The sequence below is a fragment of the Natrinema sp. H-ect1 genome (assembly GCF_041821105.1).
Taxonomy (GTDB): domain Archaea; phylum Halobacteriota; class Halobacteria; order Halobacteriales; family Natrialbaceae; genus Natrinema; species Natrinema thermotolerans.
The window spans coordinates 441,236-458,926 of record NZ_JBGUBA010000002.1 but is presented as its reverse complement, the minus strand read 5'-3'; the positions used below and the strand labels follow the sequence as shown (position 1 = coordinate 458,926).

20 protein-coding genes are annotated in these 17,691 nt (G+C 69.0%); 10 read left to right on the top strand and 10 right to left on the bottom strand.

The genetic code is table 11. From position 1 onward, the window contains the following. Positions 1 to 27: 27 nt before the first annotated feature. The 3 genes from ACERIM_RS06545 to ACERIM_RS06535 form a co-directional block, all read right to left on the bottom strand. Positions 28 to 1,020 (bottom strand): TIGR03560 family F420-dependent LLM class oxidoreductase, encoded by a 993-nt coding sequence (locus ACERIM_RS06545; protein WP_373631788.1) that lies wholly within the window; start codon positions 1,018 to 1,020, stop codon positions 28 to 30. Beyond that, positions 1,017 to 2,378: a bifunctional hydroxymethylpyrimidine kinase/phosphomethylpyrimidine kinase gene (gene thiD / locus ACERIM_RS06540; RefSeq protein ID WP_373631787.1), complete on the bottom strand. Its 1,362-nt coding sequence runs from the start codon at positions 2,376 to 2,378 to the stop codon at positions 1,017 to 1,019. The genes ACERIM_RS06545 and thiD overlap by 4 nt, the downstream gene beginning before the upstream one ends. 111 nt (positions 2,379 to 2,489) lie before the next feature. Further along, positions 2,490 to 2,687 (bottom strand): hypothetical protein, encoded by a 198-nt coding sequence (locus tag ACERIM_RS06535; RefSeq protein ID WP_373631786.1) that lies wholly within the window; start codon positions 2,685 to 2,687, stop codon positions 2,490 to 2,492. A 166-nt stretch (positions 2,688 to 2,853) separates the two neighbouring features. On the opposite strand from ACERIM_RS06535, the gene ACERIM_RS06530 reads away from it, so the two are divergent. The 3 genes from ACERIM_RS06530 to ACERIM_RS06520 all read left to right on the top strand — a co-directional run bounded on the left by ACERIM_RS06530 (position 2,854) and on the right by ACERIM_RS06520 (position 4,755). Continuing rightward, on the top strand, positions 2,854 to 3,126 hold the full coding sequence (locus tag ACERIM_RS06530) for an AbrB/MazE/SpoVT family DNA-binding domain-containing protein (protein ID WP_373631785.1): 273 nt from the start codon (positions 2,854 to 2,856) through the stop codon (positions 3,124 to 3,126). Positions 3,127 to 3,128: 2 nt separating this feature from the next. After that, entirely contained in the window at positions 3,129 to 3,482 is a 354-nt protein-coding gene (locus tag ACERIM_RS06525) for a type II toxin-antitoxin system PemK/MazF family toxin (RefSeq protein ID WP_373631784.1), read from the top strand. Between the two features lie 70 nt (positions 3,483 to 3,552). Beyond that, positions 3,553 to 4,755 carry a PQQ-binding-like beta-propeller repeat protein gene (locus ACERIM_RS06520; RefSeq protein WP_049965936.1) on the top strand — a complete coding sequence of 401 codons (1,203 nt, stop codon included), beginning with the start codon at positions 3,553 to 3,555 and terminating at the stop codon, positions 4,753 to 4,755. On the opposite strand, the gene ACERIM_RS06515 is transcribed toward ACERIM_RS06520, so the two are convergent. Next, positions 4,756 to 5,790 (bottom strand): AIR synthase family protein, encoded by a 1,035-nt coding sequence (locus ACERIM_RS06515; protein WP_373631783.1) that lies wholly within the window; start codon positions 5,788 to 5,790, stop codon positions 4,756 to 4,758. It abuts the gene before it with no gap. A gap of 248 nt (positions 5,791 to 6,038) precedes the next feature. On the opposite strand from ACERIM_RS06515, the gene ACERIM_RS06510 reads away from it, so the two are divergent. The 5 genes from ACERIM_RS06510 (at position 6,039) to ACERIM_RS06490 (ending at position 11,331) form a co-directional block, all read left to right on the top strand. Then, entirely contained in the window at positions 6,039 to 6,629 is a 591-nt protein-coding gene (locus ACERIM_RS06510; protein WP_006651098.1) for a heme NO-binding domain-containing protein, read from the top strand. Continuing rightward, positions 6,622 to 8,247: a methyl-accepting chemotaxis protein gene (locus tag ACERIM_RS06505; protein WP_373631782.1), complete on the top strand. Its 1,626-nt coding sequence runs from the start codon at positions 6,622 to 6,624 to the stop codon at positions 8,245 to 8,247. Before ACERIM_RS06510 ends, ACERIM_RS06505 begins: the two co-directional genes overlap by 8 nt. A 150-nt stretch (positions 8,248 to 8,397) precedes the next feature. Continuing rightward, positions 8,398 to 9,501, top strand: coding sequence for a putative sulfate/molybdate transporter (locus tag ACERIM_RS06500; RefSeq protein WP_373631781.1), 1,104 nt, complete (start codon positions 8,398 to 8,400; stop codon positions 9,499 to 9,501). A 148-nt stretch (positions 9,502 to 9,649) separates the two neighbouring features. Then, on the top strand, positions 9,650 to 10,123 hold the full coding sequence (locus ACERIM_RS06495) for a hypothetical protein (protein WP_373631780.1): 474 nt from the start codon (positions 9,650 to 9,652) through the stop codon (positions 10,121 to 10,123). A gap of 71 nt (positions 10,124 to 10,194) precedes the next feature. After that, positions 10,195 to 11,331 carry a guanosine monophosphate reductase gene (locus tag ACERIM_RS06490; RefSeq protein WP_373631779.1) on the top strand — a complete coding sequence of 379 codons (1,137 nt, stop codon included), beginning with the start codon at positions 10,195 to 10,197 and terminating at the stop codon, positions 11,329 to 11,331. A gap of 42 nt (positions 11,332 to 11,373) precedes the next feature. Here the strand turns inward: ACERIM_RS06490 and ACERIM_RS06485 are convergent, their stop codons facing one another. Beyond that, the gene (locus ACERIM_RS06485) at positions 11,374 to 11,925 is read right to left on the bottom strand and encodes an XTP/dITP diphosphatase (RefSeq protein ID WP_049965928.1); all 552 of its coding nucleotides are present in this window, start codon (positions 11,923 to 11,925) and stop codon (positions 11,374 to 11,376) included. Between the two features lie 113 nt (positions 11,926 to 12,038). Between ACERIM_RS06485 and ACERIM_RS06480 the strand changes: the two genes are divergently transcribed. Beyond that, positions 12,039 to 12,365 (top strand): cupin domain-containing protein, encoded by a 327-nt coding sequence (locus ACERIM_RS06480; protein ID WP_373631778.1) that lies wholly within the window; start codon positions 12,039 to 12,041, stop codon positions 12,363 to 12,365. Between the two features lie 23 nt (positions 12,366 to 12,388). Here ACERIM_RS06480 and ACERIM_RS06475 read toward each other — a convergent pair whose 3' ends face one another. Beyond that, positions 12,389 to 13,042 (bottom strand): helix-turn-helix domain-containing protein, encoded by a 654-nt coding sequence (locus tag ACERIM_RS06475; protein ID WP_373631777.1) that lies wholly within the window; start codon positions 13,040 to 13,042, stop codon positions 12,389 to 12,391. 83 nt (positions 13,043 to 13,125) lie between these two features. Here ACERIM_RS06475 and ACERIM_RS06470 point away from each other — a divergent pair, with 83 nt between their 5' ends. Beyond that, on the top strand, positions 13,126 to 14,796 hold the full coding sequence (locus ACERIM_RS06470) for an NADH-quinone oxidoreductase subunit D (protein ID WP_373631776.1): 1,671 nt from the start codon (positions 13,126 to 13,128) through the stop codon (positions 14,794 to 14,796). 139 nt (positions 14,797 to 14,935) lie between these two features. Here ACERIM_RS06470 and ACERIM_RS06465 read toward each other — a convergent pair whose 3' ends face one another. From ACERIM_RS06465 to ACERIM_RS06450, 4 genes are all read right to left on the bottom strand, one after another. Further along, positions 14,936 to 15,220: a DUF5808 domain-containing protein gene (locus ACERIM_RS06465; protein ID WP_006181523.1), complete on the bottom strand. Its 285-nt coding sequence runs from the start codon at positions 15,218 to 15,220 to the stop codon at positions 14,936 to 14,938. An 89-nt stretch (positions 15,221 to 15,309) separates the two neighbouring features. Further along, the gene (locus tag ACERIM_RS06460; RefSeq protein ID WP_373631775.1) at positions 15,310 to 16,947 is read right to left on the bottom strand and encodes a bifunctional N(6)-L-threonylcarbamoyladenine synthase/serine/threonine protein kinase; all 1,638 of its coding nucleotides are present in this window, start codon (positions 16,945 to 16,947) and stop codon (positions 15,310 to 15,312) included. A 124-nt stretch (positions 16,948 to 17,071) separates the two neighbouring features. Then, on the bottom strand, positions 17,072 to 17,206 hold the full coding sequence (locus ACERIM_RS06455; protein WP_006181525.1) for a 30S ribosomal protein S27ae: 135 nt from the start codon (positions 17,204 to 17,206) through the stop codon (positions 17,072 to 17,074). Beyond that, on the bottom strand, positions 17,207 to 17,527 hold the full coding sequence (locus tag ACERIM_RS06450; protein ID WP_006181526.1) for a 30S ribosomal protein S24e: 321 nt from the start codon (positions 17,525 to 17,527) through the stop codon (positions 17,207 to 17,209). Between the last annotated feature and the right edge of the window lie 164 nt (positions 17,528 to 17,691).

Below are 17,691 nucleotides of genomic sequence, written 5' to 3'. Positions count from 1 at the left end.
GACACCGAGACGCCGGCCCTCGGGAAGTCAGTCGACGAGTTCGTCGGCCAGCAGCGCCAGGCTCTCGTCCCCGCCGTCGGCCGCGTCCGGAACCGCGAGCATGACCTCCTCGATGCCGGCGTCGGCGTAGTCGGCGAGCCGCTCTCGGATTTCGGCCGGCGTCCCGGTGGGGGCCGTCTCGAGGTAGCCCGACAGGAAGAACTCCCGGGGCTCGCTCGGGCCGTCGGCGGGCAGGAACTCGTCGCGGAACGACTCGCGCTTCGCCTCGGCGTCCACGGTCGTTTCCCCGACGAAGACGAACAGCTCGGCGGACTTGCGTATCTCGTCGTACCGGGCCTCGCTCTCGCAGTGATCCCGCAACACGTCGAGCTTGTCGGCAAAGCCCGCGGGATCGAGGGTCCCGTAGTTCCAGCCATCGGCCAGTTCGGCGGCGTACCGCAGCGTGAACTGCTCGCCACCGCCGCCGATCCAGATCGGCGGGTGGGGCTCCTGGACCGGCTGTGGTTCACAGAAGGCGTCCTCGAGATCGATCTCGAGGTGTCGGCCCTCGTGACTGTAGGTCTCGTTGGTCCACAGCCCCTGCAGAATTTCGATGGTCTCGGCAAGCCGGCGGAGTCGTTCGGCGGGCGGTTCGCGGAACTCGTAGCCGAAGCGGTCGTACTCGGCCTCGTACCAGCCCCCGCCCAGCCCCAGCTCGAGCCGGCCGTCGCTCACTTGGTCGACCCCCGCCGCCATCTTCGCCAGCAGGGCGGGATGGCGGTACGACTGACTGGTCACGAGCGTCCCCAGCCGCACCTCGGCGGTGGCCTCCGCGACTGCGCTGAGCGTCGTCCAGCACTCGTGGGTCGCTCGCCGGGGGTCACCGATCCACGACTGGAAGTGATCCTCGAGCCAGACCGCATCGTAGCCCAGCCGCTCGGCCTCGAGTGCGGTCTCCCGAACCGTGTCGATCCCGGTCCCGTACTGGGGGAGGATGACGCCGGTCTCGAGGGCGGTCGCGTCGCCGTCGGCGGGGCTCATCGGGTCACCTCGCGCTCGAGCGCCAGCGTCCGGTCGGCGAGCGTTTCGGGGTCGGCCGCGACGATCTTCACGAGCGCCTCCTTGCCGACCTCGCCGCGATCGACGACGGCGACGGGGGGCTCCTCGCGGTCCGCGAACGCCTGCCGGGCACCCCATCCCATCGTACTCCCCTCCGTCTCCCTGATCTCGGCCGGCTGATCGCCGCGATCGTACTCGGCGATCGGCCACGCGAGGGCCTCGAGTGCGGTCTCGACGTCGGCGTCGAACCGGCAGTTCACCGCGAATCGGAGGGCGGGGACGAACTCCCGCGCGGACAGCAGGAAGCGAGCGACGTGGCTCGAGGCCCCGAACCGGACCCCGCGGTTGGGTCGAACCCCTGAGAGGGTCCGCGTGATCCGGCCCTCGACGGCGGCGGTCTCGGCGACGGATTCGGCGTAGGGGGTCGCGCCGACGACGTTCATTCCCACTTCGGGGACCAGCGCCGAGACGTCGGCCGCGACGAGTCGGTCGACGATCGCCTGTACCTCCTCGGCGGTGGGTTCCCGGGCGGCGTCGTTTCGCAGCGGGTGCATGTGGTTGACCGCACCGTGACCCTCGCCCACATCGTAGGGGTACCGAACCGCGCGGGCAAGGAAGTCCGTCGCCCCCTCGACGGCCGGCTCGAGCGGTTCACCCGTGGCCAGTCGGGCCGCGATCGCGGCGGCCAGCGCACAGCCCGAGCCGTGGGTGGCCTCGGTCCCGACGCGGGGGTGTTCGAACGTCCGGACCGTCTCCGCGGTGACCAGCACGTCCCGGACCCGCTCGCCGGGGACGTGCCCGCCCTTCACGAGGACCGCGTCGACGCCCGTCTCGAGGATCGCCTCGCCGGCCTCGCGGGCCCGTTCCTCGTCGGTGACGGCGATGTCCGTCAGCACTTCGGCCTCGTCGGCGTTGGGCGTCGCGACCGTCGCCGTACTCAGCAGTTCCTCGTAGGCCCGTTCGGCCTCGGGCTCGAGCAGGCGATCGCCCGAGGTCGCGACCATCACGGGGTCGACGACCAGCGGGAACTCGAACTCCTGTGCGCACTCGGCGACGGTCTCGATGACCTCGGTCGTCGCGAGCATCCCGGTCTTGGCCGCGCCGACCGCGAAGTCGCCGGTGACGGCCTCGAGTTGGGCCTCGATCTCCGCGGTCGGGAGGACGTGCGAAGACTCGACGCCGCGGGTATTTTGTGCGGTAACGGCGGTGATCGCCGACGTACCGAAGACGCCGTGGGCGGCCATCGTCGCGAGGTCGGCCTGGATCCCCGCGCCGCCGCCGGAGTCGCTGCCAGCGATCGTCAGCGCGACCGGCCGGCTCTCGGGTGCTGGTGTTCGCATACGAAACCGTATTCCCGGCTTATACTAAGCGGTGATGGTCAGCGACGCTGAGAGTCGTCCGCGGTGTGATCGACGCCTCGAGGACGTCCGGTCGTCGAGAACCGCCCGCCGTCAGTCGTCGGTGAGTTCGAAAAATCCCTGTTTGTGTTCGATCACGCCCGCGTCGTGGAGCGCCGAGATCGCGCGACTGACGGCCGCCTCGCTGCAGTCGTGTCGGTCCGCGACCCGCTCTCTGAGAGCCTTGTGCGTGTATCGTTTCCCCTCGAGTTCGTCGACGATCGCCGCCTTCTCCCGTTCGAGGTCGCTCATCGGTCACGGCGGGATACGACCTCGAGACGGGTACGCCTTGCCCGCGGTCGCTCGAGGCGGACCCGTCGGCGGAGCGGGGACCGGCAGGTCCCGTCGAGGTCGGTTTCGAACGGCGACACGCAGTCCGGACGGCAGCGTTATGGGTATGGATATGATATGAATACGTATGGGCGAGCCCGAAACGCGGAAAGTCGGCGATCGCGGACAGGTAACGCTGCCGAAGCGGCTTCGAGAGGCGTTCGATATCCACGGCGGCGACGAGGTGACGATCCGCGAGGAGGACGACAAGATCGTCATCGAGAAACCGACGTCGCGGGCGGACCTCGCGGAGGGGTATCGACGCCGCGCCGAACACCACCGCGACCTCGCGGCCGAGATGGACGGGGCCTCGCGTGAAGCGAACGCCTCCCTCGGCGACGCACCCGACTGGGAGGAGTGACGATGCACGTCCGCCGCGGCGACATCGTCGTCGTCGAACTCGATCCGACGCGTGGCTCCGAACAGCGGGGGACCAGACCCTGTCTCGTCGTCCAGAACGACGTCGGTAACGAGAACGCCCCGACGACGATCGTCGTCCCCTTCACCACGTCCTACGGGGGCGAGCAGTATCCCTTCGAAGTGCTGATTCCAGCCGACGAGTGTGCCCTCCGCGAGGACTCGGTCGCGCTCTGTAGTCAGGTTCGAACCGTCTCGATCGACGACAGGATCACGGACGTCGTCGGATCGGTACCGGACGACCGGATGGCCGAGGTCGACACCGCCCTCGAGTACAGCCTCGGCTTGCGCGAGGTCTGAGCAGCGGGGCGGAGCGTTCGATCATCCGTTCCATAAAATACATTCGTCTAGCCTCGCCAACGATCATCGAATGCCCTCCAGACGCGAAGTAATGGCCGCCCTCGGTGCGACCGGTATCGCGACCGCCGCGGGCTGTCTCGGCGGTCTGTCGGTCGATCCCGGGACGGACGAATCGTACGCGTGGCCGACGGGCGGCGCGGATCGGCGGAACTCGAGAGCGATCCCCGACGGCGTCGCGCCGCGCGAGGACCCTACCGTCGACTGGCGCGTCGATCTCGAGTCGGCGCACGCGACCGCCGACCCGGTCGTGGTCGACGGGACCGTCCTCGCGACGATCGGAACCGACGTGGTCGCGTTCGATCGGACGAGCGGGGACCGGCGCTGGTCGATCGACCCGAACAACGAGGCCAACACCTACCGCGGGGCACCGACCGTGTACGAGGGGCTGGCGTACGTCCCGGAAGTGGACACGGTGACCGCTCGCGACCTCGAGAGCGGCGCGGTCGAGTGGAGCGAGACGTTCGAGGCGACCATCGGACAGGGGTCGCTACTGGTCACCGACGACGGGGAGAACGGCCGCGTCTTCACGGCCGGCGGCAACTCTCTGCACGCACTCGACGCCGGAACCGGCGAACGCCTGTGGGAACAGGAGCTACTGGGGACCCCGGAGCACTCGCTCGCGAAGTACACTGACTACGTCTACGTCGCGACCGACGGCGGCGAGTTGTACGCCGTCGACGAGTGGGGGACCGTTCAGTGGCGGCGAACCGTCGAGGCCGGCATTCGGAGCGGTCCGGCGGTGCGGTCACTAGACCAGAGCGGGTCCGAGTGGGGCATCGCCGTCGTCGGCGGCGACGGGACGGTCGTGTACTTCGAACCGGACGGAGCGCGGGCGTGGGAGACCGAGATCGGCGGGTTCGGCAACGACGGCATCGCTATCGCCCACGAGACACTGCTCGCGCGCTCGGGACCGCGGGTGTTCGCGCTCAACCTGGCCGACGGGAGCGTTCGCTGGCGGCTCGATCTCGGCGAGAGCGCGCACAATCCGCCGATCGTCGTCGGCGACACGGTGTACGTCGGCGGCGATCGGCTCCGCGCGATCGACATCGAGGGTGGGATCGGGGTTCGATCGTACCGAACCCGCCACCTCCGGTTCGAGTACGAACCCACCGGCGCGGTCGGCTTCGTCACCGCGGCCGACTCGAAGCTGTTCGTGACAACGAACGTCTTCGGAACCGAGACGGAAACCGCCGAGTTGATCGTTCTCTCGTGATTACGAGCCGTCGCTCGCCGCGGCGGCCAGCTCCGCGTAGGCGTCCCACGAGGGATCGGCGTTCGGGTGCGCGAGCCGGTCCCCGTCGACCAGCACCTCGCCGCCGTCGTCCTCGAGCGCCTCGACCCGGCCGATCTCGGCGACCGGCGTCCCCCGATCCGCGAGCGCCTCGCGGACGTCGGCGACGCCGTCGGGGTCGACCGCGATCAGTAGCGAGCCACAGCTGGTCGCCGCCCAGGGATCGATCTCGAGCGCCGAACAGACCTCGCGGACGCCGGGGCGCAGCGGGACGGCGTCGCGGTCGATCGCGAACCGGGCGTCGGCCCCGTCGGCCATCTCGTTCAACGCGCCCGCGAGGCCGCCTTCGGTCACGTCGTGCATCGCCCGGACCGGCCCCGCGGCGGCCGCCGTGAGGGCGTCCCGAACGGCGTAGACCTCCTCGAGGCGGTCCTGGGCGGCCGAGATCGTCTCGGCGGGACAGTCGATTTCCTCGCCGAAGAGGGTACTCAGCAGGCCGACGGCCTCGACGGCGGGGCCGTTCGTCAGGAGGAGCCGGTCGCCGGGACGGGCCCCGTCGGGCCGAACGATGTCGCCGTGGTCGCCGACGCCCATCGCGGTGGCCGCGCCGACCCACGGATGGGACGGGTCGGCATATCGCGCCGTGTGGCCGGTCACGACGGCGACGCCGAGGTCCGCACACTCCGCGTGGATCGTCTCCCAGACCGTCGCGAACTCGTCGTCGGTCATCCCCTCGGGCAGCGTGAAACAGATCGAGAGATGTGACGGGGGGACGCCGCTGACGGCCACGTCCGCAAGGACGAGATCGAGGGCGAACCGTGCGGCCCGCTCGAGGCCCAAGGCAGGCAGGATCGAGAGGGGATCGGTGGCGGTGACAAGCGCGCGCTCGTCGATATCGAGGACGCCGAAGTCGACGCCGTGGGTCGGCCCGACGGCGACGTCGTCGCGGTCGGCACCGAGGTTCGGCGCGATGTGGCGGTCGAAGAACGCGCGATCGATTTTTCCGAGGTCGCTCACGGTTGATCGATACTAATCAGTCGACTTATACGTACTGATTCCCGCTCGTAATCGGAATCAGGCGGCGGCATCGGCCTCGGCCGGCCTCGCCGATTCGTGCCGAGCGGGTGACTCTCACGCCCGATTCCGGTACCCAACAGTGCAGGGTGAAAACCTAACCGAGTACGTTCATAAGAAGGGTTACTAATCGTGAAATCTGATATGTTCGGAGCGACCGTCGTCGGGGACGCGGGACGGGGGGAGGCGGAATGCACGGCATAATCCTGCAGACGCTCCAGTCGTTCGTCGTCGATACCTACGGCGAGGACGCCTGGCTAGCGATTCAGGACGAGGCCGACATCGAGGAGAAGGTCTACGTCCCGGTCACGGTCTATCCGGACGGCGACGTCTACGAGATCGCCCGTACTGCCGGCGACCTCACGGATCAGAGCCCGCGGACGATCCTCACCCAGTACGGGCGGTGGGTCGTCCCCGCGTTGCTCGAGACCTACGACCTCCACATCGACGACGACTGGGAGGGGCTCGAACTCATCGCGAACATCCAGCGGTTCCATACCTCACTGCGGACCCGGGACATGACGACGCTGACGACCCCGCGCATTCGGTCGGAGCGGGTCGACGAGAACCGGGTCCGGATCACCTACGATTCGGACCGGAACCTCTGTGACGTGGCTCGCGGCGCGATCCAGGGCGTCGCCGACCGCTTCGACGAGGACCTCGTCGCCGAGGAACGGACCTGTATGCACGAGGGCGACGACGCCTGTGTCTTCGACATTCGGCGGCGAGTACCCGCCGAGGCGGACACGGCCGGCGCACACAGCGGGGAGGCGAATGACTGACTCGCTCGAGGCGGCCGGCGCGGACGCCTCGTCGCCGATCCCCGGGGCGATCCAATCGGATCGACCGGTCGGTTTCGCTCTCGCGGTCGCCGTGGTCGGACTGGTCGTCGTCGCCGTCGCGGCGGTCGCGCTCGGGGGACCGACCGCGGCCGTTTTCGGGGCTGGCGTCGCCGGCGTCGTCGCGACGGGCGCTACCGCGGCCGGGCTCGCTGCCGCCTCGCCCGCCCGGACCGCGCCACGCCAGCGCGACCGACTGCGTGCGGGGATCGCTGACCTGACCGAGCGAACGAGCCGCCTTGAGGCCGGCGAGTACGGCGACCGCTTCGACGGCGACCGCGAGGACGAGTTCGCGACCCTCGAGTCGTCGCTGGCCGGCATTCGCGAGCAGTTGGCCGAACGCGACCGGACGGACCGGTCGCTGGACGAACTCGAGCGGACCGTCCAGACGCACGCGGAGACGACGCGAGCGGTCGCCGCGGGCGATCTCACCCGGCGGTTCGAGCGGCCGGGCACCCACGAATCGCTCGACGAGTTGGCCGACAACTCCAACGCGATGCTCGCGGAGATCGAGGACACCTTCGGGACGCTGAAGTCCTTTTCCGGCGAGGTCGTCACCTACAGTCGCGAACTCACGACCAGCATGGAGGCGGTACAGGCGGAAGGCGAACGCACGAGCGAGGCGCTGACCGAGGTCGTCGCGGACAACAGGGAACAGAACGAACAATTACGAACCGTTACGGCCGAGATGGAAAACTTCTCGACGACGGTCGAGGAGATCGCCGCGACCGCCTCCGAGGTCGCCGACACCGCCGACCGGACCGCACGCGTCGGCCGGCAGGGAAGCGAGGCCGCGGGCGACGCGATCACCGGCATGGCCGTGATCGACACCGAGACCGAACGGACCCTCGAGGAGATCGAGGGGCTCGAGGCCGAAGCCGAGCGGATCGACGAGCTGATCGAGTCGATCAGCGAGATCGCCGAACAGACCAACATGCTGGCGCTGAACGCCAACATCGAGGCGACTCGTTCGGGCGAGGCCGGCGGCGAGGGCTTCGGCGCGGTCGCCGACGAGATCCAGACCCTCTCCGAGGAGGTCTACGACTCGGTCCAGACCGTCGAGGAGCGCCTCGAGGGACTCAAAGAGCGGGCGATGGCCGCCGCCGACGAGGTCCGGACCAGCCGCGGCCGAATCGAGGACAGCGTCGCCGACGTCGAGGACGCCGCGACCGCGCTCGAGGAGGTCGCCGGACTCGCCGAGGAGACCAACGACGGCGTCCAGGAGATCTCCGCGGCGACCCAAGAGCAGGCGTCGGCGACCCAGCAGGTCGTCGTGCTGGTCGAGGACGCCGCCGAGACGAGCGCGGCGACGGCGTCGACCTCGGCGCGAGCGGCCCGCCGGGCGTCGGCCCAGGCGGAGGCACTCTCCCACGTGGCCCGCAGCGCGACCGTCCTGACCGAGCAGGCCGGCGAGTTGAACGCACAACTCGTGGCCTACGACACCGAGAGCGGCTACGACCTGCCGGAGCCACGGACCGCCGACGACGTCGATCCGGAGGCCGTCTCGACGGCCGACGCGACGCCGGAGACGATCGGCGACGGCGGCACCGCGTCTCGATAGCGACGACCCGACTGCCGGCCGCCGACCCGCGGCTCGAGGGAGCGTCCCGACCCGCCGTTCGATAACCACCATAGATTACGCTTACGCCGACCCGAAAGGGAGAATAGTTACAGGCAAGAGTCAAGTCCGTCCCCGAATTACGGGGGACAGATGGCGTACTCCGTCGAGTCGCGGGCCGATCGCGACCTCGAGTTCTCCGCGGGCGAACTCACGGGTGCGCTAGGGGATTCGGTTACGGTGTTGCCGCTGCTGGTGGCGCTCGGGGCGACGACGAGCGTCTCGCTGCCCCACGTGCTGCTTGGCTTTGGCGTCTTCCAGATCATCTGGGGACTCCACTACGGCCTGCCGATCTCCGTCGAGCCGATGAAGGCCCTGGTCGGGCTGGCGATCGTCGGCGCGCTTTCCTACGCCGAACTGGCCGCGGCCGGATTGCTCGCCGGCGGGGTCTTGCTCGTCGTCGGCCGGCTCGGGCTCGTCGGTCGGCTCCAGCGGATCGTCGGCGAGCCAGTCATCCGCGGCGTCCAGTTCGCCGTCGCGCTGCTCCTGCTCGAGGCGGCGGTCGATCTCTCGGTCGGGAACCCGCCCATAGCGGCGGCCGGGCTCGCCGTCGTCGGCCTGCTGGCGCTGGTCGGCCACGCCCGGACGAGCGCACTAGTCGTCCTCGGGCTCGGCGCGGTCGCGGCCGTCACGGCGGCGGGCGTTCCGACGCCGACCGTGCCCGCGCTCGCGGTCTTTCCCGCCGGGCGGCCAGCGCTGTCCGCGGCCGCCATTGAGGGGACCGTCGCCCAGTTGGGCATGACGATCGGGAACGCCGCCATCGCGACCGCCCTGCTCTGTGGCGACCTCTACGACCGAGAGGTCTCGGCCGACGCGCTCTCGCGGAGCATGGGCGTGACCTGTCTGGCGGCGATCCCGCTGGGCGGCGTGCCGATGTGTCACGGCAGCGGCGGGCTGGCCGGCAAGTACGCCTTCGGCGCGCGGACCGGCGGCGCAAACGTCCTGCTCGGCGTCGGCTACCTCGCACTCGCGCTGGTCGCCGCCGGGGCTGCCCTCGCGGCGTTCCCGATGGCGCTTCTGGGCGTCCTGCTGGTCGTCGTCGGTGGTCAGCTGGCTCGAGCGGCGTTCGACCCCGTCTCGGACCGCCGGTCGCTCGCGCTCGTAGTGGGGGTCGGGGCCGTCGGCGCGGTCGTCAACGTCGGCGTTGCCTTCGTCGCCGGGGCCGTCGCGTTCTGGCTGCTCTCCCGTATGGAATAATCGTCGGGAGCCGGACGACCTTTCATCCCGTAGCGCCAACCGTCACCGATGCCACCGAGCTGGGCCGACCTGTTCGATCGCGGCGCGGAGTACGACGGGAATCTCGAGTCGATCCGAGCGGAACGCACGGCGATCCGGGAGGAAGACGATGCCTGAGGAGCCCGATCCCGCCCGCGTCGTCGCGGACGCCGACGTCCTCGCGGCGGACCTGCTGATCGGCGGGTCGGCCCGCGAAGCGCTCGATCACGTGCGCCGGCACTCGTGGGTCGAACTGGTCGCGAGCGATCCGCTGCTCGCGGCGACCGAGGAGCTGGTGACGGCACTCGCCGACGCCGACCTCGCCGCCGATCACCGCGAGCGCCTCGAGGCCGAGCGGGTCGCGGTCGACCAGCCCGAGGGCGATCATCCTGCGCTGGCGTCGGCCTATCGGGGCGAGGCGGCGCACCTGCTCTCCTACGACGACCGGCTACGATCGGCAGAAGCCGGCCTGACGCTCCAGCCCCGCGTCTCGGTCAGCGTCCGGCCGCCGGACGCGTTCGCGCGCCTGTTCGATCCCGAGAGTCTGTACGCGGCCGTCGAGGATGGCGAGTACCCCGGGCCGGACCGGGACCCGCGAGCGTAACCGCCGGCGACGGGACCGCTACACGAAGAACGTGTGACTTATGCGGTGGGAGCCCCTGATTTATGAGGGGAATGACCAATCTACGTGATCTCCGGACCGGACTGAGCTACGGGGACGTTCTCCTCGTCCCGCAGCGCTCGCCCGTCGACAGCCGCAGTACCGTCGACCTCGAGACGCCGTTCACGCCGAGTGTCGACCTCGAGACGCCGCTGGTCGCGGCCGCGATGGACACCGTCACGGAGGCCGAGCTGGCGATCGAACTCTCGCGGGCCGGCGGCCTCGGCGTGTTACACCGGTTTCTGACGGCGGCCGAGCAGGCCGAGCAGGTCGAACGAGTGAAAGACGCCGACGAGCAGGTGGCCGCCGCCGTCGGGATCAACGAGGACTACGTCAAGCGAAGCGACGCGATCGTCGATGCCGGCGTCGACGCGATCGTCGTCGACGTGGCCCACGGCCACTTGGAGCGGACGCTCGAGGCCGTCGAGCAACTCAGCGAGGCGTTCCCGGAGACGGACCTCGTCGCCGGAAACGTCGCGACGCCCGCCGGCGTCGAGGATCTCGCCGCGGCCGGCGCGGACTGTGTGAAGGTCGGGATCGGTCCCGGTTCGCACTGTACGACCCGAAAGGTCGCCGGGGCCGGCGTCCCGCAGTTGACGGCCGTCGACGACTGTGCAAGCGCCGCCGAGGACCTGGACGTGACGATCTGTGCCGACGGCGGGATCCGTACCTCCGGCGACGCGGTCAAGGCGCTGATGGCCGGGGCCGACACCGTGATGGTCGGGAGCCTGCTGGCCGGCACCGAGGAAGCGCCCGGCGCTGTCGTCGAGGTCGACGGCACCCGATACAAGCGCTCGCGGGGGATGGCGACCACCGCGGCCGCCGAGGACCGCGACGACAAGGACGTCGACGTCGACGCCGACGAGGGCGTCGAGGCCCTGACCCCCTACAAGGGGCCGGTCGCCGACGTCGTCGAGGAGTTCTGCGCCGGCATCCGATCCGGACTCTCCTACTGCGGCGGACACACCATCCCGGCCGCCCGGGACGGTGCCGAGTTCATCCGCGTCGCGCCCAGCGCGAAGGACCGCGAGGGGTACCACACGGACCACGACTGGGAGGGCGTCAGTGTCGAGAGCGAATCCGAGACCGTCACCGAGGCGGACCTCGTGGCCGACGACGGCTCGAGTCCGCCGGCAGAAAGCGACGACTGACGACCGAGCGTACTGATCGCCGAGTCGCGGGAGCCGCGCCCGTTACGCGTCGCGGTCGGCGTACCACTCGGTGAACGCCGCCAGCGCGCGCCCGCGGTGAGAGATCGCGTTCTTCTCCTCGGTACTCAGTTCGGCCAACGTCTGCCCGTTGTACTCGAAGATGGGATCGTAGCCGAACCCGCCCTCGCCGCGGGGCGCGACGAGCGTTCCGGCGACCGATCCCTCGAACGTCTCCGTCCCGTCCTCGTCCGCGTACGCGAGGACGGTCCGGAAGTGCGCGCGGCGGTTCTCCTCCTCGCTCGCGAGTCGCCAGAGCCGCTCGACGCCGACGGTGTCCTCGACGTACGCAGAGTACGGGCCGGGGAACCCGCCGAGCGCGTCGACGAAGAGGCCGGCGTCGTCGACCAGTACCGGCTCCTCGCCCCCGAGTTCGTCGAAGGCCTCCCGGGCCCCGTGGGCCGCGATTTCCTCGAGCGAGTCGCTTTGAATCTCGGTGTAGTCGTACTCGATCTGCTCGACGGGCTCGATGCCCGAGAGATAGTCCCGCGCCTCGCGCGCCTTGCCCGCGTTGCCGGTAACGAATCGAACGGTCATATCCGAGCGGGGGGCCGCGGGCCGAAAATAGGCGTCGGTTGCCCCGTCCGACTGTTCGGGAGCCGGTCTTCCGGCCCCGAAAGACCCATCATATGGCGCCTGGATGACACATCATGGACATCACCGAGTGGGACGACCCCGAACGGATCGACGACCTCGAGGGCGGGCAGCGGCGCGTACTGTCGTCGACCGACGATCTCGTGCTGGTTCACTACGCACTCGAGGAGGGCGCGGAAGGCGAACCACACGCCCACGAGGAGGCGACGCAGGCGACGTTCGTCATCGAGGGGCGACTCGAACTCCGCGGCGAGTACTCGGGGATCGTCGAGGCGGGCGATTCCTACGCCGTCCCGCCGGGGACGATCCACGGTGTGCGTGCCCTCGAGCCGTGTCGCGTCATCGACGCGTTCACACCGCCGCTCGAGGCGTATACGGAGTAGGGATCGGAACCGCGACGCGTCGGCTACAGATCGAGAGCGTCCATCACAGTTTCCTCCGCCTTCCGGAGGTGTTCGGCGGCCGTCCCGGGCGCACAGTCGAGTTCGGCGGCGACGTCCTCGACGCCCGCCGCGCGTGGGACCTCGAAGTACCCCAACTCGCGAGCGACCCGGAGCGTCTCCCGCTGGCGGGCGGTCAGTGCGCCGACCGCCGCGTCGGCCCCGTCGTACTCGCCGACGCGGTCGACGGTCGTCTCGATGCCGTCGGGCATCTCCTCGAGTGCCGCCTGGAGATCGGCCGATTCGCCGACGACGGAGAACCGGACCGTCCAGTCCGACCGGTACTCAAGCGGCGGCAGGACGACGAGACTGCCGGCGGTGAGGCCCTCGAGGAGCCTCGTGTCGACGTCGGCCGGCAGATCGCGGACGTAGACGGTAAAGGTTCGATCGCCAGTCCGCGTGAGTTCGTAGTCGTCGACGCGGTCGGTCTCGGCGAGCGCGGCCTCGTAGACGTCGGCGTCACCGACGACGTGAAAGATAAAGACGTTGTCGTCGTTTTCGCCAGCGAAGTTGCCGTGGACCAGCCGATAGGACTCGAACGCGTCGCTCTCGGCGACGAACCGGTGCATCGGGTGGATCGTCTCGGCGTCGAACCGCAGCGTGAGCCGAACGGTCTTCACGACCGGAGGGTCCGGCCTGCGTATATAAATAGCCTAGCCCGTGACGCAGAACCGACTCGCCTCGAGCGGCCGAACGGCCGGCCATGACAGCGGACTCGACGCTCGAGTCGCGGCCGGTAAAACGGGGCGACGCGGACGGGGAGGAAACGCTCGAGGGCCTGCTCGGGGACGCGGTCCTCGGGCGGGACGATCACGAGAACGCGCCGGCGGTCGTGATCCGGCCCGACGAGGTACAGGCGGTGCTGGCGACGCTTCGCGACGAGGCCGGGTTCGATCACTGTTCCTGTGTGACGGCCCAGCAGTATCCGGACCGGTTCGAGACGATCTATCACTTGAAGTCCTACGCGGACCCGACGCGGGAGGTAAGCGTCGTGGTGCCGACGCCGACCGGCGAGCCGAGAAGCGAGTCGGCGACGCCGGTCTTCGAGACGGCCAACTGGCACGAGCGCGAGGCTTACGACCTGATCGGGATCGAGTACGAGGCCCACCCCGACCTGCGGCGAATCCTCCTGCCGGAGACGTGGCAGGGACATCCCCTCTCGCTGGACTACGATGCGGAGCAATCCCAGATCGTCACCCTCTCGGAACACGCGAACCCGATCGCGGGCGACGAACACGACACCACCTCGGAAACGATGTTTCTCAACATCGGTCCCCACCACCCCTCGACCCACGGCGTCCTCCACGTGAAGGCCGTGCTGGACGGTGAGACGGTCGTCGACGTCGATCCCGACATCGGCTACATCCACCGATGTGAGGAGCAAATGTGCCAGGAGAGTACGTACCGCCATCAGATCATGCCGTACCCGGACCGCTGGGACTGGGTGTCCTCGGGACTGTGCAACGAGTGGGCCTACGCCCGCACGATCGAGGCTCTCGCGGACGTCGACGTCCCGGAGTACGCACAGGTGATCCGGACGATGGGGGCCGAACTCTCGCGGCTGGCCTCGCATTTCATCGCCATCGGCACCTACGCGCTGGACATCGTCGGCGAGTTCTGTGCCGCCTTCCAATACGCGATCCGGGACCGCGAACTCGTCTTGGACTGTCTCGAGGCGCTGACCGGCCAACGGATGATGTTCAACTACTTCCGAGTGGGCGGGGTCGCCTGGGACCTGCCCGAACCCCGCGGGGAGTTCATCGCGGACGTTCGGGACGTCCTCGACGGCTTCCCGGCGAAACTCGAGGAGTATCACGACCTGCTCGTGACCAACGAGATCTTCCAGCGTCGCTGCGTCGACACCGGCGTCCTGGAACCCGAGGCCGCGAAGGACTACGGCTGTACCGGCCCCGTCGCCCGCGGCTCCGGCATCGACTACGACCTCCGGCGAGACGACCCCTACGGCTACTATCCGAACCTCGAGTGGGACGTGGTCACCGAACCCGACGGCGACAACTTCGCTCGACTGCTCGTTCGACTGCGGGAGATCGAGGAGTCGGCGAAGATCGTCGATCAGTGTCTCGACCTGCTCGCGGACTGGCCCGCGGACGAACGCACCGTCCAAAGCAACGTCCCCAGAACGCTCAAGCCCGAAACCGACGCCGAGAGCTACCGCGCCGTCGAAGGGGCGAAAGGCGAACTCGGGATCTACATCCGGTCGGACGGGACCGAGACGCCGGCGCGGTTCAAGATCCGCAGCCCGTGTTTCTCGAACCTCTCGGCGCTGCCCGAGATCGCCCGCGGCGAGTACGTTGCCGACCTCATCGCGGCGATCGGGAGCCTCGACTGTATCATGGGCGAAGTCGATCGCTGAGCGACGGCGCAGTCGCTCGTCGATCGAGGCGGCCGGCAAAAAGGCGGTTCGCGCCGGTCAGACGGTCTGTTGTACGTCATTTCCGGTGCGACCGCGACACAGTCTGGGTCGCACCGGTAAATCGGTACAGCAAACCGTCTCAGTCGTCGGTGTCGTCGACGATGACCTCGACGGGCTCGTCGACCGACTCCTCGTCGTCCCCGGACGCGCCCTGTTCCTGCTGCCAGAGCAGCGCACCGGCGACGGCAACGACGATCCACGAGCGCCAGTTGGCGAGGTTGAGGGTGTAGCCGACCCCGAAGGGTTTCTCGACGAGCATCCCCTCGCCGGGCTGCCAGTACGACGAGAGCATGCGACTGATGCTCGGTCGTTCGAAGTTGTACGGTACCCCGAGGATCTCACCGGACGTCGACTTGTCTGCCATGCTCGGTGATACGTCGTCCCCCGATAAAGGGATTGTGTGCTGACCCCGTCACCGAGACCGGGAGACGGCAGTGGTGTGATTGCCGGTCGCTACGAGTCCGACTGGTACCGGCCCCGGCCCTCGACGTCCCGCAACCGCTCGAGGACGCGCTCCTCGCCGACCTCGCGGTAGCCCGCCCGGACCGCCTCGCGCAGCGGTTCGGGGTCGTCGGCGGTCCCGACGAGGCTCTGATCGAAGACGTGGAGATCCATCGCGTAGTCCTCGACGTGGTCGGTGTGGTAGCCGAGCCCGAAGTCGATGAGGTACGTTCGGTCCCCGTCGACCCTGACGTTTCTCGTCGTCGGATCGCCGTGGACGAACCCCGCCCGGTGGAGTCGCGCGAGGTGCCGGCCGACGTCACGAACGCCCGCAGCCGTCAGCGCCGCGCGGAGGTCACGTTCGCCGACGTACTCGAGTTCCAGCCGCGCCTCGCGGGGATCGACGTCCGACAGCACCGGCGTCGGCACCCCCTCGCGGCGGGCCAGACTGGTCAGGCGGGCCTCGAGGGTCGTCCGCTCGCGACGGAGCCGGTCGTCGAGTTCGGGGTGGCGGTAGGTCTTCGCCTCGCGGCGCTTGGTCACGCGGCCGAGTTCGGGCTCGAGGTCGACGAGCGCTTCGGCCCCGCGGATCTGTCGGTCACCCGCGTCGGCCGCGCCGCGGCCGGCGGCGAGGTCGCGCTCGTCCGTTCGCCAAGAGACCGACACCTGATCCGGCCGGAAATCCGGATCGACGCGGGAGTCCTCGAGCGCGAGGGCATCGCCGGCGTCGTACATCTTCGCGCCCAGTACGGCGATCATCCCCGCGTTGTCCCGCAGGAAGCGCGGCTCGGGTGCGTGGAACTCGGCCCCGCGCTGGGCGCACATCTCTCCGAGCATCTCGCGCAGGCGGTCGTTCTGGCCGACGCCGCCGCCTAACACGAGTTCGTCGCTGCCGGTCAGCGAGAGGGCGCGTTCGGAGACTTCGGTCAGCATGCCGAAGATATTCTCCTGCAGGGAGAAGCAGACGTCCTCGACGGGGACGCCGTCGTCGTAGGCCTGCTTGGCGGCGCTCATGATGCCCGAAAAGGAGAAATCCATCCCCTTGACGACGTAGGGCAGGTCGACGTAGTCGCCCTCCGTCGCCGCCTCCTCGACCTTCGGCCCGCCGGGGTGGGACCAGCCGACGTGGCGCGTGAACTTGTCGATGGCGTTGCCGACGCCGGTGTCCATCGTCTCGCCGAGGACCCGATAGCGCCCGTTGCGGTAGGCAAGCAGGTGCGCGTTCGCGCCGCTGGCGTTCAGACAGACCGGCGCGTCGAACCCGGAGGTGTGGCGACCGATCTCGAGGTGGGCCACCATGTGATTGACGCCGACCAACGGCACCGAAAGCGCCTGGCTCAGCGCGCGGGCAGCGGTGCCGACGACCCGCAGACAGGGGCCCAGGCCGGGCCCGCGAGAGAAGGCGACCGCGTCGACCGGCGGTTCGCTCGCGGGGCCGTCGTGGGTCTCGCGGGCGTACTCGAGGGCGCGTTCGACGACACGGGGGACGGCCTCGTGCATGTGTTCGGCGGCCTCGCGAGGGTGGATGCCACCGCTCTCGGGCTGGTAGGCGTCGCTCTCGATGAACACGTCGTCGCGTGCGGCGTCGAAGACGGCCGCGCTGGCGGCCCAGGCGGTGCCCTCGATGCCGAGGATGCGGGTGTCAGTCACGGCTGAAAACGGGTAGTCATCGGCGGTCGAGACATCCCGCTACGGTCGGGTGACCGCGCGCTCGCGGGTCGTTTCACGTCCCGCTCGCGTTTCGATGTGCCTCGCGGTCGCTCGGCACATCGCCTTACTCCCACTCGGTGTAACTGCACTTCCCGCAGTGCTTGCGGTCGCCGTGGTCAGCGAGGAACACGTCACCGCAGCGGGGGCACTGTTCGCGCTCCGTACTCCCATCGTCGTTGTAGAGTTCGTAGCGAGCCATTTAGGCTTCCTCCGGTTCTGCCTCGGCGTCGGCCTCCTCGTCGGCACCGATCTTGTTCCGCTCGAGCATGTGGTCTTGCTCGACGTCACGGGCGTCGTCTGCGGTCTCGTAGACCTTGGCCTGCCCGACGGTCTTGCGCATCCCGAACTTGGTGTCGAGCTTGCGGATGACGACCTCGTCGGCGTCCTTGTTCAGCTTCGCGGCCAGACTGTCCCGAACCTGCAGTCGCTCGGGAGTCGCGTCCTCGTGGGAGAGTTCGAAGGTCACGTCGGTCCGATGCAACATGGGGTTCTCCGTTTCGGAGATGATGTCGACGTCCATGATATCACTCAGTTACCCTACTATCCCCGTGTAGCGCCTAAAAGGATTTCGAAGCGGCCACCGATGGGACTCGAGGCGTTCTCCGACGAGTCCGAAACCGCGGCCCGGCTCCGTGGTCCGATCGGATCGAAATGTGAACGTATTTATTTATTGAACTTACAGGT